This window comes from Nocardia sp. NPDC004278 (assembly GCF_053602975.1).
This window is the reverse complement of the sequence record NZ_JBSGEQ010000007.1, coordinates 267841-283136: the sequence shown is the minus strand read 5'-3', so window position 1 is coordinate 283136 and position 15296 is coordinate 267841. Positions and strand designations below refer to the sequence as shown.

At 65.5% G+C, this 15296-nt stretch carries 17 protein-coding genes; 11 read left to right on the top strand and 6 right to left on the bottom strand.

The features are described 5' to 3' along the window. Positions 1-333 precede the first annotated feature (333 nt). A complete protein-coding gene (locus tag ACWEO2_RS13995; RefSeq protein WP_452405637.1) occupies positions 334-666 on the top strand; it encodes a hypothetical protein in 333 nt (110 codons plus the stop codon). A 201-nt stretch (positions 667-867) separates the two neighbouring features. Here the strand turns inward: ACWEO2_RS13995 and ACWEO2_RS13990 are convergent, their stop codons facing one another. Continuing rightward, positions 868-1287 carry a MerR family transcriptional regulator gene (locus tag ACWEO2_RS13990; protein WP_452405636.1) on the bottom strand — a complete coding sequence of 140 codons (420 nt, stop codon included), beginning with the start codon at positions 1285-1287 and terminating at the stop codon, positions 868-870. Positions 1288-1336: 49 nt separating this feature from the next. Here ACWEO2_RS13990 and ACWEO2_RS13985 point away from each other — a divergent pair, with 49 nt between their 5' ends. Continuing rightward, a complete protein-coding gene (locus ACWEO2_RS13985) occupies positions 1337-2287 on the top strand; it encodes an alpha/beta hydrolase (RefSeq protein WP_452405635.1) in 951 nt (316 codons plus the stop codon). Between the two features lie 9 nt (positions 2288-2296). On the opposite strand, the gene ACWEO2_RS13980 is transcribed toward ACWEO2_RS13985, so the two are convergent. Next, positions 2297-3013 (bottom strand): hypothetical protein, encoded by a 717-nt coding sequence (locus tag ACWEO2_RS13980; protein WP_452405634.1) that lies wholly within the window; start codon positions 3011-3013, stop codon positions 2297-2299. A 253-nt stretch (positions 3014-3266) separates the two neighbouring features. Here ACWEO2_RS13980 and ACWEO2_RS13975 point away from each other — a divergent pair, with 253 nt between their 5' ends. Beyond that, the gene (locus tag ACWEO2_RS13975) at positions 3267-3986 is read left to right on the top strand and encodes a DsbA family oxidoreductase (RefSeq protein ID WP_452405633.1); all 720 of its coding nucleotides are present in this window, start codon (positions 3267-3269) and stop codon (positions 3984-3986) included. 14 nt (positions 3987-4000) lie between these two features. Here ACWEO2_RS13975 and ACWEO2_RS13970 read toward each other — a convergent pair whose 3' ends face one another. Continuing rightward, positions 4001-4165, bottom strand: coding sequence for a hypothetical protein (locus tag ACWEO2_RS13970; RefSeq protein ID WP_354951459.1), 165 nt, complete (start codon positions 4163-4165; stop codon positions 4001-4003). An 89-nt stretch (positions 4166-4254) separates the two neighbouring features. On the opposite strand from ACWEO2_RS13970, the gene ACWEO2_RS13965 reads away from it, so the two are divergent. Next, the gene (locus ACWEO2_RS13965) at positions 4255-4596 is read left to right on the top strand and encodes a hypothetical protein (protein WP_452405632.1); all 342 of its coding nucleotides are present in this window, start codon (positions 4255-4257) and stop codon (positions 4594-4596) included. A 7-nt stretch (positions 4597-4603) separates the two neighbouring features. On the opposite strand, the gene ACWEO2_RS13960 is transcribed toward ACWEO2_RS13965, so the two are convergent. Next, the gene (locus tag ACWEO2_RS13960; protein WP_452405631.1) at positions 4604-5938 is read right to left on the bottom strand and encodes an aspartate aminotransferase family protein; all 1335 of its coding nucleotides are present in this window, start codon (positions 5936-5938) and stop codon (positions 4604-4606) included. 87 nt (positions 5939-6025) lie between these two features. Here ACWEO2_RS13960 and ACWEO2_RS13955 point away from each other — a divergent pair, with 87 nt between their 5' ends. Then, the gene (locus tag ACWEO2_RS13955; RefSeq protein WP_452405630.1) at positions 6026-6952 is read left to right on the top strand and encodes a LysR family transcriptional regulator; all 927 of its coding nucleotides are present in this window, start codon (positions 6026-6028) and stop codon (positions 6950-6952) included. Between the two features lie 30 nt (positions 6953-6982). Here ACWEO2_RS13955 and ACWEO2_RS13950 read toward each other — a convergent pair whose 3' ends face one another. Continuing rightward, complete coding sequence (locus tag ACWEO2_RS13950; RefSeq protein WP_452405629.1) at positions 6983-7126, bottom strand: hypothetical protein; 144 nt, start codon at positions 7124-7126, stop codon at positions 6983-6985. 321 nt (positions 7127-7447) lie between these two features. Between ACWEO2_RS13950 and ACWEO2_RS13945 the strand changes: the two genes are divergently transcribed. The 5 genes from ACWEO2_RS13945 (at position 7448) to ACWEO2_RS13925 (ending at position 12642) form a co-directional block, all read left to right on the top strand. After that, on the top strand, positions 7448-7660 hold the full coding sequence (locus tag ACWEO2_RS13945) for a hypothetical protein (protein WP_355176704.1): 213 nt from the start codon (positions 7448-7450) through the stop codon (positions 7658-7660). Positions 7661-7787: 127 nt separating this feature from the next. Continuing rightward, the gene (locus ACWEO2_RS13940; protein ID WP_452405628.1) at positions 7788-10409 is read left to right on the top strand and encodes an ATP-binding protein; all 2622 of its coding nucleotides are present in this window, start codon (positions 7788-7790) and stop codon (positions 10407-10409) included. A 196-nt stretch (positions 10410-10605) separates the two neighbouring features. Continuing rightward, entirely contained in the window at positions 10606-10728 is a 123-nt protein-coding gene (locus tag ACWEO2_RS13935; RefSeq protein WP_452405627.1) for a hypothetical protein, read from the top strand. Between the two features lie 94 nt (positions 10729-10822). Beyond that, positions 10823-12445 carry an acyl-CoA carboxylase subunit beta gene (locus ACWEO2_RS13930; protein ID WP_452405626.1) on the top strand — a complete coding sequence of 541 codons (1623 nt, stop codon included), beginning with the start codon at positions 10823-10825 and terminating at the stop codon, positions 12443-12445. An 11-nt stretch (positions 12446-12456) separates the two neighbouring features. Beyond that, complete coding sequence (locus ACWEO2_RS13925; RefSeq protein ID WP_452405625.1) at positions 12457-12642, top strand: acyl-CoA carboxylase subunit epsilon; 186 nt, start codon at positions 12457-12459, stop codon at positions 12640-12642. 292 nt (positions 12643-12934) lie between these two features. Here the strand turns inward: ACWEO2_RS13925 and ACWEO2_RS13920 are convergent, their stop codons facing one another. Further along, complete coding sequence (locus ACWEO2_RS13920) at positions 12935-14419, bottom strand: long-chain-fatty-acid--CoA ligase (RefSeq protein WP_452405624.1); 1485 nt, start codon at positions 14417-14419, stop codon at positions 12935-12937. 124 nt (positions 14420-14543) lie between these two features. Between ACWEO2_RS13920 and ACWEO2_RS13915 the strand changes: the two genes are divergently transcribed. Next, a complete protein-coding gene (locus ACWEO2_RS13915; protein ID WP_452405623.1) occupies positions 14544-15194 on the top strand; it encodes a TetR/AcrR family transcriptional regulator in 651 nt (216 codons plus the stop codon). Positions 15195-15296: the final 102 nt, after the last annotated feature.

Here is a 15296-nt window from a genome sequence, read left to right as displayed (position 1 = left end):
AGCCGGACGCCGATTCGAACAATGGATGTTTCCTGAGCGGTCGCTGGAAACCGTACGCACGGACGGATATTGCGCATGGCAGCCTCAGTATCGCCGGTGCAATTTCATCCGCAATGGCATTACGTCACTCAACCTCGCTCTCAAACAACATAACTCGGACACATTTCACCCAATCTGCTTGAATCTAAGCAATATTGATTGAAAGATATCATTGGATAGCATCTATGCTTAGTTGACATCCCGAAGTGGCGATCCATAGCATTGTTGTCAGCGCCACCTCTGATTCGGAACCTCTTCCGGGACAGGTGGTTTCGATCGACCAAGGGAGGGGTCATGACGCTCGAACCGACCGACTGGTTGATCACCAGTGACATCACCCCCGAGACCGCCCGCTACACCGGCGACGGCTGGATCCTCAGCTGGCTGCCGGGCCGACTGCTCACCCGTGCGCAGGCCATCACCGGCATGGTGCTCGACGAGACCCTGAGCGATCCGGATCCCGAGGATTACCTGCTGGCCATGGAAATCGCGGCCATGCGCGCCGCCGATCTCGGCCTCGAACTGGCCCAGGCGGTCGTCCTGCTGCACGCCCGCATCCTCGAACGCGACCGGCGCCAGTCCGGAGCCAACTGCCGCATCGCGGTACCGACCACACCGGCCGCGTAACGGCGGTTGGCGCCGCGGAGGGGTCGGCGCCACCTGACGTCGCGCCGAAACAGGGTCCGGCGAGTACCACTCGCCGGACCCTGTTCTCACCAACGAGAATGCCGAAAGTGCTTGGTGAAGTACGGCTTTCGCGCGGCTCGCGCGACAGGCGGATCGTCGGCGACATCGTATCGCCGCACATACGCGCGCTCGGCGTATCGGTTACGACCCGCCCCCGCGGCCGGCCAGGGCCGGTTCGGATCGGGTGTCGCCGAAGGTCTGCTTGAAGTCGGGACACTCGACCAACGGTCGATGCGTGCAGGTGGCGGCATGGCGGAGGCTGTCGCGCATGCGGGTGAGGCGGGCGATATCGGCATCCAGCTCCATGGCCTTCGCAGCCATATAGCCGCGCAGCTCGGTGTCCGCGGGCGTGGCAACGAGAAATCGTGCGATCTGCGCGAGCGTGAAACCCGCTGCGCGAGCACAGGATACGAGCGTCAACCGGTCGAGCACCTCTGGACGGTAGGTGCGCCGCAAACCGTTTCGGCCCGCGGATTCGATGAGACCGCGCTTCTCGTAGTACCGCAGCGCCGACGCCGCCAGCCCGGACCGCGCGGCCACTTCCCCGATATCGAGCTCCATCACAGCTACTCCTTGACTTGAAGCGGACTTCAAGTCAGACGATAGACGCATGAACGAAACAAAAGAAGACCAGATCGCCTTGGACCCCCAGGTTCAGGCCTACTTGGACCGACTCGCCCGCGCCGATTTCGGCTCGGTGCACACCTTCACCCCGGAGCAGGCGCGCGAAGGGTGGCGGCGCCAGATCGCCCTACTCGGCGAACCGGAGCCCATTGCCCAGGTCGAGGACCGGACGATCCCGAGCGCGAACGGACCGATACCGATCCGCATCTACACCCCGAACGGCGAAGGCCCCTTCCCGGCATTGGTGTTCTTCCACGGCGGCGGCTTCATGCTCGGCGATCTGGACACCCACGACGGCCTGTGCCGCAGTCTGGCCAATGGCGCCGAATGCGTCGTGGTCTCCGTCGACTATCCGCGGGCGCCGGAACACAAGTTTCCCGCGGCACCCGACGCCTGCTTCGGCGCGACCCAGTGGGTCGCCGAACACGCGGCCAGCATCGGCGTCGATGCCACCCGGATCGCCGTCGGCGGCGATAGCGCCGGGGGAAATCTGGCGGCCGTCGTCGCGCGGATGGCACGCGACAGCGGTCCGGCACTGGTCTTCCAACTGCTGATCTATCCCGATCTCGATTTCCGCAGAACGAATTTCAGCATCCGCGAGTACGCGGGCAAGTACGGCAATATCAGTCGCGATGCCCAGTTCTGGTTCATGGACAGCTACCTCAACAGCGATGCGGAGAAACTCGACCCGAAGGTCTCCCCGCTGCTGGCCACCGACCTGGCCGACCTCCCCGCGGCGCTCATCATCACCGCCGAATACGACGCGCTGCGCGATGAGGGCGAACAGTACGGTCAGCAGCTCGACGAGGCCGGGGTCGCGGTCACCGTCACCCGTTATCCGGGGATGATCCACGAATTCGTCCGGCACCCCTTCGACGCCAGCAAGCGAGCACGACTCGATGCCGCGACGGCGCTGCGGAAGGCATTCACCAGGTAGCGAATTGCGTCACGTGGTGATGTCACGGTCCGATGGCGCCCGCGAAATGACAATGGGCATACGCAACGACAGACGGACCGGATTGTCGGCCGCGCGACGCATGAGCAGCCATTGGGCGACGGCCGCCATAGTCGAAACGAGCGAGGTCACTACCGCGAGATATCCCCAGTGCGTGAGTCCGGCGGATGTGTAGTTGGAGGTACCGGTGCCCGGGACGACGAGTTTGCCTCTACCGGTAGCCCAGTTCAATATCTGTCCGACGCTGCCACCCAGGTCATAGGTCCGACCGGTCATGGCCTTGAGTTCGGCGCCTTTGCCATTGAGATAGATCAAACAGAGGATCACGAAAAGCGCGGCACACGCCAGTGAAAACGTGGTCAGGCGGGCGAGAATCTCGTTGCGAAGGCGGATGTTCAGCACGATGGCGCAGAGCGCGATGATGATGGCGGCGCCGGCGAGGATGGCCCAGAGGCCGGTGAGCGGCGGGGTTTTGGGCTTCGCTTGCGACCAGATGTTCAGGTAGTTGCTGGTTATTTCGAGTCGGCCGAAGGCATTGGCGGCGACCGTGCCGTCGGGCCCCTGTGCGGTGATCCACGACTGGAACAGCAGGATGAGGGTCACCGTGCTGCCGATCGCGGCGACTATGTAGCCCCAATAACATCGAAGCGGTCCGAGCTGCGCCCGGAGCTCGATCAGCTCCGCGGCGCGGCCTTGCGTCGGTCTCACCAGAGCGGCTGCGCGTCGAGATGCGATGGCTCTGGAGGAGTTCGGCTGCTCCATGAGCTCAGCTTAGGTGTCGAAGATCGTTGGGACTCGGCGCGAACTCACCTCCAGTGGGAACCTCGGTCGGTGGTGACGCCGCCGTTCGACTACGGCACCGGAGTTATCGATGCGATCGTTGGCGCCGATGACCCGCTGACTGGGAACAGATGCAATAGCCGAGGTGTTGCCAAACCCGGGGGTTCGAACGAGAGCGAGGATGACCGTGCGGGTCGAGATCTGGACCGATATCAACTGCCCATTCTGCTACCTGGGCAAGCAGCGGTTCGAGCAGGCTTTGACCGATTTCCCGCACCGCTCCGAGGTCGAGGTGGTGCACCGCTCGTTCGAATTGGATCCGACCCTGCCCACCGATGAATCCGGTCCGGTCATCGCGAAGATCGCCCGCAAATACGGCATCAGCGAGGCGCAGGCGGCGGCCAATGAGCGCGGCATCGGCGCGCAAGCCGCCGAAATCGGACTGCCCTATCTGACCGAAGGTCGCGACTACGGCAACTCCTTCGATATGCACCGGCTACTGCACTTCGCGCTGGCCGAGGGCAGGCAGGACGACCTGCTCGATGCCCTCTACCGTGCGAATTTCGCCGAAGAGCAGTCACTGTTCGCCGATCACGAGCGACTGGTGCGGATCGCCGTCGCGGCCAGGTTCGACGAGTCGGCGGTGCGTGCCGTGCTCGCCGATCCAAATGCCTACGCCGATGCGGTGCGCGCCGACGAGCGAGAGGCCGCCCAACTCGGGGCGACCGGCGTTCCGTTCTTCGTCTTCGATCGCAAATACGGCGTCTCGGGTGCCCAGCCGTCCGAGGTGTTCGCCCAAGTTCTGGACAAGGCCTGGGCGGATCGCGAACCCGTTATCGCGACGATCGGCGGGGCCGAGGTCTGCGGTCCGGACGGATGTGCGCTGCCTGCGCGCAATTGAGCTGCGGGACAGCGCTATTCACTCGGTTCGTCCGTGGTCGAGGGCGCGATGGGCCCGAGGCGCACGACACCCGCGTCGAGATCGATCTCGACGCGTGGCCGGTGCGTCTGACCATCGCTGTCCTCGCTCCCCTCGTCGGTCAGCTTCTGACCCGGGAACAGTTCACCGATAACGCCCACGTCTCCACGATAGTCCGCGCCATGATTCGCGCCATCCCACGGACCGCGAGCGACGTGCGGCCGATGTGACGGCCCCTACACTGGGCCGCATGCCTGTGCAACGGATGCTCGCCCTGTCCACGTTCGCCCTGCTCACACCGCTCGCCGCGACGGCGTGCTCATCCTCGGGGCCCGGCTATAAGTCCGAGTGCGAGGTCAGCGGTTGTACGGTCACCTTCACCCGCGGCGTCAATGCCAAGGCCAATGTGCTCGGCATCGATGCCGAACTCGTTGCGGTGAACGGCAATACGGTCACGCTGAAGGTGGGCGGCCAGGAGGTCAGCATCCCGGCCGGGCAGACCCAACCCGCCGACGGTCTCAGCGTGACGGTGCCGGAGGTCACCAGCGACAAGGTCGTGGTCCGGCTCACCACCAGCGTCAACGGCAGCTGATCCGGCATCAGCCCCGCGCGACGACGTCGCCGATCGCCGCGTCCAGGATGGACAGTCCGAGGGCGAGTTCGTCTTCGGTGGCGGTCAGCGGCGGGGCGATGCGGAAGACGCCGCCCATGCCGGGGAGCTGGACGATATTCATATGCAGGCCGAGTTCCAGGCAGCGGCGGGTGACGAGCGCGCCGAGTTCATCGGAGCCCTCCTTGGTTTCGCGATCGAGAACGAGTTCCAGTCCGACGAGTAGACCACGGCCCCTGATATCGCCAACGACGCTGTGCCGCTCGCCGATTCGCTCGAGACCACCGCGCAGGTAGGCGCCGAGCGCGGCGGCACGCTCGGCGAGACCGTCACGAATGAGCACATCCAGCACCGTATTGCCGACCGCGGCGACCAGCGGGTCCGATACGTGGGTGGTGAAGAACAGGAAGCCACGCTCATGTGCCCGCTGCTCGATCTCGGCGCTGGTGATCACCGCCGCGAGCGGCAGCCCGGCGCCGAGCGTCTTGGACAGGGTGAGGATGTCGGGCACGACGCCGTCGCGCTCGAAGGCGTACCAGGATCCGGTACGGCACAGGCCGGTCTGTGCCTCATCGAGGATGAGCAGCATGCCGCGTTCGCGACACTTGTCCCGCAGCGCGGCGAAGTAGCCCGGCGGCGGTTCGACGACACCGCCGGAGCTGAGGATCGGCTCGACCAGGCAGGCGGCCAGGCTGCCGACCGACTGGGCATCGATCAGGTCGAAGGCGAAATCGAGTTGGCGACGCCAGTCGAGTTCGCCATCGGCGGTGGTGAAGTCGGGGCGATAGGAATTGGGTACCGGGATGGCGAAATTGCCCGGCGCGGCGGGGCCATAGCCCTTGCGGCCCGCACTGTAGGTGGCACTCGCGGCCGCCTGCGTCATACCGTGCCAGGAGCGGGCGAACGAGACGATCTCGTGTTTTCCGGTGACCAGCTTGGCCATTCGGATCGCGGCCTCATTCGACTCGGCCCCGGTGGTCAGCAGCAGCACCTTCGCGAGCGGTTCGGGCAGGGTCTCGGCCAGGCGGCGGGCGAGGTCGACGACCGGGCGGCTCAGCATGCCGCTGAACAGATGGTCCAGCTCACCGATCTGGCGGCGCACGGTGGCGACGATATCCGGATGTCCGTGTCCGAGAATCGCACTCATCTGACCCGAGGTGAAATCCAGTATCTCCCTGCCGCTTTCGGTGTACAGGAAGCTGCCCTCGGCGCGGGCGATGATCTCGCGGGTGAACTCGCCCGCACCCGCGTAGCGCACGAGATGCCGGTCGGCGTCGGCCCAGAAGTCGTCGGTGGACAGTGATGCGGTGGTGGGAGCAGCCATATCTGTGACGGTAGGGCCGGTCCGAGCGTCATGTCCATCTCACAATTCCGGCTGTACTGTTCGGCTGAGCCGCACAAGAATGAGGGCATGCTGAACCCCTGGCGGCTGCGGCTGCTCAGCCAACTCGACTCCCTCGGCACCGTCCGCGCGGTCGCGCAGGCGGCCAACCTCAGCGCGTCCAGCGTGTCGCAGCAACTCGCCGTGCTCGAGGCCGAAACCAAGACCCGGCTGCTGGAGCGCACGGGTCGCCGGGTCCGGCTCACCCCCGCCGGGCTGATGCTGGCCCGCCGCGCCAGGGCGATCCTCGATCAAATGGACGGCGTCGAGGCCGAACTGCGCAGCCTCGGTGACGAACCGGTCGGACAGGTCCGGCTCGGCGCGTTCCAGAGCGCCATCCACTCGCTGTGTGTGCCCGCGGTGACACAGCTGGCACATACGCATCCGCACCTCGACATCGAACTGGTCGAGCTGGAACCGCATGCGAGCATGCCCGCGCTGCGGGTCGGTGATGCCGACATCATCATTACGACAACCGATTTCGTCGAACATCCGCTCGGCGCGGATGTCGATATCGTGCCGCTGGCCACCGACCCGATCGTGCTCGTGCTGCCACCCGGCCGGTCCGCCCGCGGACCCGCCGACCTCGCCGCCTACGCCGACGAGCCGTGGGCCTTCGATATGCCGAAGTCCTATATGGCGAATCTGGCGACGCGGCTCTGCCGCGAATCCGGTTTCGAACCGCGCGTGGTCTGCCGCTTCAGCAACTACATGATGACGCTGCAACATGTCGAAGCCGGACTCTCGATCGCCCTACTGCCCGGCCTGGCCGTCGACCCACGCTATCGCCTCACCACCCGGGAACTCGCCACCCCCGTAACCCGCACGATCACCGCCGTCATCCGCCGCGGCGCGCCCCCACGCGCCGCCGTACACCTGGTCCTGGACGCCCTACGCCGATGCAGCGACGTGCTGATCGTCGACCCGCGACTCGGCAGCCGTATTGAAAACGCTTGAGAGATAACGCTATCGCGGGTAGTCGGCGAATCAGGGCAGAGCCCACATCCCGTTATCGACCCGGCGCTGTAATAGAACCTGCCCCGAATCGTTCACGACGACCACGGAGGCAGCGGGAACCAAACTGTTCGGCTCGGGTGCGTTCGGGTCGTACTCGTAGTCACGCCTGGTCATCTCGAGCTTCCTCCCAGGCGTCCCGGCCCCGGGACCACAGCTCTTCTAATCGATCATGCCGTCGTGAGCGTCGCCAGCCCCCTGTCTAGGTAGCCGCTATAGGTAGATCCGTAGGTATCTGCTGATGCGTGGCGTCGCGCCTAATCGCCGAGCATTGCTTATCAACAGGTTGTGGGTTTCATGGCCGGAAGGATCGACGCCAACACAGTGACCATCACCATGACACGTGCTCGGGGTAGTGGCCGGCCACCGAGTACGAGATGTCCGATCCGCGCCGACTCGGGTCGGGCTGCCCGGCCAGCGGACGCGACTGGAAATGACATGTCGATGAACGGGATGGGCTCCTGGCAGTGGGACCTGTGCCACATTCGGGTTCGGTTCGTGTGTCCGGCGTTGGAGTTGGACTTCCAGGACATCCGGGCGGTGGCCGACCGGTTCGCCGCTGCCGCGCACAAGGTGGGGGCGACCGTCACGATCGACTCCAACCTCAGCGACAGTTGGCCGCCCCTGCCGTGTCGCAGACTATGGGCGTGAACCATCAGCAACACCCCCGAGCCCGATCATCGAGCGGTGTGCCAGCCTGATCGCTGATGCCCAGCTCCGCGGCTATCTGCGGTGATCGGGCGACCAGCTGCGTGTTCGGGCGACTACGCTCGGCATTATGTCGGCGACGCGCCGAGAACACGCCGAGGATCTGGTGGCGGCAACGGGTGATTTCGTTGGTCGTGATCCGGAGCTGGGCAAGATCAGCAGCTTGCTGCTGGGTTCGGCTCGGCTGGTCACGTTGATCGGCTCGGGCGGAATTGGGAAAACACGACTCGCGACCGAGGTCCTGCGCCGATTCGGCAAGGCCGGGCCCACGCCGGTGTATTGGGTGCGGCTGGCGCGGCTGGCCAAGAACTCGGATGCGGCCGCGGTCCTGGACGAGGCCGCGCAATCGGTGGTCGGTGCCGACTTCTCCGGACGATCTGGGTGGGATGCGCTGATCGACACGTTGACCAGGACCGACGCGGTGGGACGAAATCTGCAGACGGTGCTGGTGATGGACAATTGCGAGCACGTCCTCGCGGGCGCCGGACAGTTGATCACGGAGTTGCTGGAGGCGGTTCCGGGATTGACCGTCCTGGCGACCAGCCGCGAGGCGATCGGGTGGGTCGACGAACATCTCGTCGTGGTCCCCCCGCTGACACAACAGCAAGCTCTGACGCTGTTCCGGCAGCGCGCCGTACTCACCGATCATCCGATCATCGACACCGACGCCGATCAGCTGGCTGCGGCCGGCCTGATTTGTCGTCATGTGCACAACCATCCGCTGTATATCCGGTTGGCGGCGGCGCAGCTGTCACGGCGGCCGTTGGCTGTCGTCCTTTCCGAACTGAGCGGTGAGGCGACCGACAGACGGATGCGGTGGGCGCATGGGCCTCGGATGGGGGCCGAGGCGCGGCATCAGGGGGTTCGTGATGTCATCGCCTGGTCCTACGACCTGGCCCAGGACAAGAAGCGGCTGCTGCTGGACCGAATGTCGGTCTTCGCGGCGGGTTACGACACCAACCCCGAGGACGACATCATCTCGGCCCGGGATGTCGGTGCCGATCTGGAAGCCATCGAAGTGGTCTGCGCCGACGATCCGGCACCCGGACACGACGGTGGAAACGGCGAGACCATAGTGAGCGTGGCAACCGAGGAGGTCGAGGGCTTGCTCGAGAGTCTCGCCGACCAGTCGCTGGTAACCCGGCACATCACGCCGACCGCGGTGCGGTACTCACTGCTGGAAAGCATTCGAGTATTCGCCCAGCAGCGGCTGGAAGAACGCTCGACCGACGAGGTGGACGAACCGGCGCGGCTCGCACAGCGACATCTCCGCTACTATCGGAACAAAGTCGTTGCGGCGCAACTCAATTGGTTCAGTCCCGCGGATCGGGATCTGCTGGCCTGGGCGCGCGCGGCGTGGGACAACATTGTGACCGCGATCGAGACCAGCCTCGCCTCCGGCGAGCCGACACTCGGTTTGGAAATCTGCACGGGTCTGATCGCCCTGCCCATCTACAAAGGTTCACCCCGAGAAATACGCCGGTGGTCCGAACGCATGCTGCGGGCCACCCGCACGCTGACCCCGGAACCGACCGAACTCCAAATCATGGCGATGGCCCTGAGCGGGTGGCTCGCCTTGCTCCAGGGCAGAAACGACGACGCCGAACGAATGCTCGAGGAGTGCGTCGCCGCCTGCATCGATGACCCGGAGATCCGACAGAATTGGCGGCAGGCCCCGGAAGCCGACATCGGTCTCCCCGCGCATGTCGAAGTCTTGTGGGGGGTGGAACTGATGGCGGCCCACCGAGACCCGAGCGCTATCACGGTATTGGCCCGGGCCCGCGAAAAGTTCCATGCCCTGGGCGATCTCGGTGGCGAGGCGAGGAGCGAGTGGCACGAGGCATTGGCGGCGAGCTTCGTAGGATCGGCTCAGCAGGCCCTGGAGATCAACCGACGTGGTCTCGATCATGCCACCGCGTCCGGAGACCGGTGGACGATCTCCTGGGCAGAGATGACGTGGGCGATCGCGTTGACCAAACACGGTGATCCCACCGAGGCATTGGCTCTCGGGCGCGCAACACTGGCACACCAGCAAGCCGCGAGCGACCACTGGGGGGCGGCGTTGGCTGTGTTCATCCGGATATGGTCACTGGCACAGTCGATTACGAATTCGATCGCGGCCGGTGGCACCGACCATGCCGAACTCAGGGCATTGGCCACCGAGACCGCTCAACTCGCCGGCGGGGTCACCACGCTGCGAGCGGGGTCGGGTATCTATTTCGGCGATCTGGGGCTCTACGCCGATGAAACGAAAAAGGCGATCGACGTCGCCCGCAGCGTGTTGGCGCCCGAGGCGTTCGCCGCCGCCTATAGGCAGGGCTCCCTGCTGCGTCCCGACCTGCGCGAGGTGCAGCGTTTGGCGCTGGGGACGCTGTCCATCGGCAGGCTGGCGGTGGATCATCCCGCCCGGAAGAACACCCCAGCACGCTGGGGCGAACTGTCGGCAGCCGAGGAGCAGGTCGCGACCTTGGCCGCTGCGGGATGGACGAACAGCGCGATCGCGGCCCGTCGAGGCAATTCCGGCCGGACCATCGACGCGCAAATGGCCGCGATCTTTCAGAAACTGACAATTACTTCACGAGAAGACATCATCGGATTCGTTCCCAGGGACCAGATCGATGAGGTCCGGAAGGAAGCAGCGAGGCGCCCCCGTCGGACCGCGCAACGACCACGCACGCCGCGGCCACGGTGACAGATCGCATTCCATTCGAACCCCGTAATCGCCGATAACCGGCTCGAATTCGGCGACTACCAAATTCAGGCCGCTAGCCAGGTGCTGGACACGGCCGACGACTGCGCCGCGTACTTCTGCGAACTCGTCGCCGACGCACAACGCGACCGCATCCTCATCCCAGGCTGTCCGCGAGATCGCCCCGCTGACCTGGGCCATGCGGCACGGCCAGGTGCACCTCACCCCCGCCGAACATCTGCACGAGCCGCGGACGGTCGAGGGCGCGACGGTCATGCCCCGTCTGATCGCACTCGCGCTGGTGAGCCTGGCTCCGCACTGAGTTTTGAGCTCAGTGCGATCGGTGTGCGAAAACGTTTCGACGCCGGATCGCGATCAACTATGCAGAAGCCGCACAAACAAGGCGAGAGCAGTTGATGATCAGCGAACCACCGAACGCCGCCGACGCACCGGACGCCGACCCTGTCGGCACCCGGGCGCCGAGCATCAATTCGATGCGCGGTCACGTCGAAGAACTCGCCGAACGCAAACGCGCCGCCGTGATCGGATCCGATCCGGCGGCGACCGAACGCCAGCACGCACGCGGTAAACAGACCGCCTATGAGCGGATCGAGACCCTGCTCGATCCGAATTCCTTCGTCGAAATCGAGGGCCTGCGCACGCACCGGGCCACCGGCTTCGGCATGGATCGCAAGCACCCGCCGGGGGACGGCGTCGTCACGGGGTGGGGCACCGTGGAGGGGCGCCGCGTCTTCGTCTACGCGCACGACTTCCGGATCTTCGGCGGATCCCTCGGCGAGGCGCACGCGCACAAGATCCACAAGGTGATGGATCTGGCGGTCACGGCGGGCGCGCCCCTGGTCAGCCTCAATGACGGTGCGGGCGCGCGGATTCAGGAGGGGGTGACCGCGCTGGCCGGATACGGCGGTATCTTTCGGCGCAATACTCGCGCGTCCGGCATCATCCCGCAGATCAGTGTGATGCTCGGACCGTGCGCGGGCGGTGCCGCCTACAGTCCGGCGCTGACCGATTTCGTCTTCATGGTGCGCGGCACCGCCCAGATGTTCATCACCGGACCCGAGGTGGTGACCGCGGTGACCGGCGAGACCATCACCATGGAGGATCTCGGCGGTGCCGATGTGCACGCGCAGACCTCCGGGGTCGCGCATTTCCTGTACGACGACGAGGCGAACTGCCTGAACGACGTGCGGTTCCTGCTATCGCTGCTGCCATCGAACAATCGCGAACAGCCACCGGTGCAAGCCAGTAAGGATCCGGCCGACCGGCGCAGCGAATCGCTCTACGACCTGGTGCCGACCGATAGCAACCGGCCCTACGACATGCGCGCGGTGATCGAGGAAATCGTCGATGACGGCGTGCTGTTCGAGGTGCACGAGCACTGGGCGGCCAATATCGTGTGCGCGCTGGCGCGTTTGGGCGGTCGAGTGGTCGGGATCGTCGCCAACCAACCCAGCGTCCTGGCCGGTGTGCTCGATATCGAAGCATCGGAGAAGGCGGCGCGCTTCGTGCAGCTGTGCGATGCGTTCAATATCCCGATCGTGACGCTGGTGGATGTGCCCGGCTTCCTGCCCGGCGTCGCACAGGAACACGAGGGCATCATCCGACACGGCGCGAAATTGTTGTACGCCTACTGCAACGCCACCGTTGCGCGGATCTCGGTCGTGCTTCGCAAGGCGTACGGCGGCGCGTACATCGTCATGGACTCGCGCTCGATCGGCGCCGACCTGGCCCTGGCCTGGCCGACCAATGAGATCGCGGTCATGGGCGCCGAGGGCGCGGCGAATGTCATCTTCCGGCGCGAGATCGCCGCCGCCGACGATCCCGACGCCGCCCGCCGCCAGAAGATCAAGGAATACCGCACCGAACTGATCCACCCGTACTACGCGGCCGAACGCGGTCTCGTCGACGACGTCATCGACCCCGCCGATACCCGCCCCGCATTGATCGCCGCACTGGCCATGCTCGGCAGCAAGCATGCCGATCTCCCGATGCGCAAGCACGGCAATCCACCCCAGTAGGAGCAGCCCGGATGACCACCTTCCTGAAAATCGAGCGCGGCAACCCGACCGACGAAGAACTCGCCGCGCTCACCACCGTCCTGCTCGCCGTCATCGCCGGAGCCGGCCCCACCCCCGCGCCCGGCCCGGCATCGGTGCAGTGGCTACGCCCCGAACGCCGCCCCGCCTTCGTGGTCCCACACAGCTGGGCCGCATAGTCGCCCGGGATTGTTGGCGCGATCGGCACTGGACCGCGGCCAGGCGAACCTGGTGGCGGCGGAAAGCTCTAGCCCACAACTTGATTCGCCCGACGCAGGGGTGGCGCGGCAGATGCCGTGCCACCCGCCTGTGAAAGGTGCTGCGCGGCAACGTCACACCTCGGGATCCTTTTCGATGCCCTCGAGGCGGTGTCGAGCCAACGCCAGGATTCGGCGCGGAATCCAGGTCGAGTGCGTGCAATGCGACCGCGGCGCACCGCACAGCTGTTGGGCGTGGAGCGCGCGACGATCGTCAGCTGAACTGCCGCACGAGCTCGCGCTTGAGGACCTTATGGCTGGGACCGAGCGGAAGTTCGCTGACGAATTCGACGCGCCGCGGATACTTGTGCTTGGCCAGATGCGCACGCCCGTAGGCGATCACCGCTTCGGCGGTCACCGGCCCGGCTGGTACGACGACCGCGCAGACCTCTTCGCCGTAGGCGTCGTCCGGCAGACCGATGACCGCGACCGCGGCAATATCGGGATGACGCAGTAGCGCCTCTTCGACCTCGGTCGGGTACACATTGAACCCGCCGCGGATGATCATGTCCTTGATCCGGTCGACGATCGTGAGATATCCGTCGACATCCTTGACCCCCAGGTCACCGGTGCGAAACCAGCCGTCGACCACGGCGGCGGCCGTGATCTCCGGCTTCCCGAGATATCCGTTGAAGACGTTGTGGCCGCGAATGACCACCTCGCCGAGTGCACCGGTGGGCAGCAGTGCAATCCGTTGCGATTCGGACGGATCGGCGATCTCCACCTCGACACCCCAGATCGAATGTCCGACCGTACCCGGCCGCGCCCCGAAATCGGGCTGGTTCACCGCCGCTGTCGGGGAGGTCTCCGACAACCCGTAACCTTCCAGGACCGGCGCACCGAAGACCTCCTCGAACGCCTCCAGCACCGGCTGCGGCAGCGATGCGCCACCCGAGATGCACAGTCGCAGTCGCGGCGGTTCCGCCGACTCGCGCGCCGCGGCGATCAGACCGACATACATCGTCGGCACGCCGTGAAATGTATTGACGCCCTTGGCTTTCATCAGCCGAATGGCCTCGGCCGCATCGAATCGGGGCAGCAGCACGAGGGTCGCTCCGGCACGCCAGGTGGCGTTCATCGAGACCGACTGACCGAAGACGTGGAACAGCGGTAGCGCGCCGAGCGCGACATCATCGCTACGCACATCGTTGGCGTCGAAGGCATTCACCGTCGCGTTCATCACCATATTCAGGTGACTGAGCTCGGCGCCCTTCGGCCGACCGGTCGTCCCACTCGTATAGAACACCACCGCCGGATCCTCGGGCCGCCGCGTTACGAAGGTCGCAATGGGTTGTCCGGCAAGGGAATTCGGTTCGACATCGGGTATCTGCGCCGCCGCGGCGGCCGTCGCGCCCACCTGCGCGAACCATGGATGACACACCAGCAGGCGAGCATCGCTGTCGCGCAGCACATGTTCGACCTCACCCGCCGTCAGCAGCAGATGCACCGGAACCACCACCGCCCCGGCGGCGAGAATCGCATAGTAGGCGGCCGGAAATTCGGCGGTATTGGGGCACATGAGCGCCACTCGGTCGCCGGGGCGCACACCGAGCTCGATCAGGGCGGCGGCCTGACGCCGCGCCCGTTCCCAGAGCTCGGCGAAGGTGATCCGCTCCGCGCCCTCGATCAGTGCGATCCGCTCCGGTCGCCTTCGCGCCTGTTCGGACAGGATGCTCGCCAGGGACAGGGTCGCGTTCATAACGCTCGCCCGGTGAATCTCGTCATCGCTCTCCAAAAACTAGCAGCGCAAGTTTAAACCCGACAATAAGGCACCAAAACTAGCAGCGCAAGTTTTTCGAACAGCTCCTGCAAGAATGCGATACATGGCCCGACCCCGCCGACCACTGCTCAGCCACGAGCGCATCGTCGAGACCGCGCTGGCCCTTGTCGACGCGGAAGGTCTGGCGGCCCTCTCGACCCGCCGCCTCGCCGCCGAACTCGGCGTACAGGGCCCCTCGCTGTACAACCATGTCGGCACCAAGGACGAACTCATCGACGCCGTGGTCGATTCCGTGCTCGGCGAGGTGGACACGTCGATGTTCGGCGAGCTGTCGGCCGACAATCCGGACTGGCGATCGGCATTGCGACGCTGGGCCCATTCGTATCGGACCGCCGTCGCCGCGCATCCGCACATCGTTCCGGCATTGGCGAGCGGACCCGGCCATCGACCCAACGCGCTGCGCATGGCCGATGCCGTCTTCGGCGGCCTGGTTGCGGCGAACTGGCCGCGCCGGGAGGCGACAACCGTCGGCACGCTGATGCGCTACTTCCTCACCGGCTCATCTCTCGGCTCATTTGCCGCCGGCTTCCCCGCCGATGCCGAGGTCTACGCCGACGAATATCCACACCTGAACGAGGCGCACCTACTCGCCGACCGACAGCAGCGCATCGATCAGGTCGCATTCGAGGTCGGTCTCGAATCGCTATTGGACGGACTCGAGGGCCGATTCCAGTTACTACCCAGTAGTCAGTAGCGGAATCCCTTGCCGGAGCTGTTGATCGGGTCACAACCGGTGCGCCGATGCCGTACTGACCAGCGCCGCATCGGCTCGGTTTGCGAGGTCGCGCAACCACCA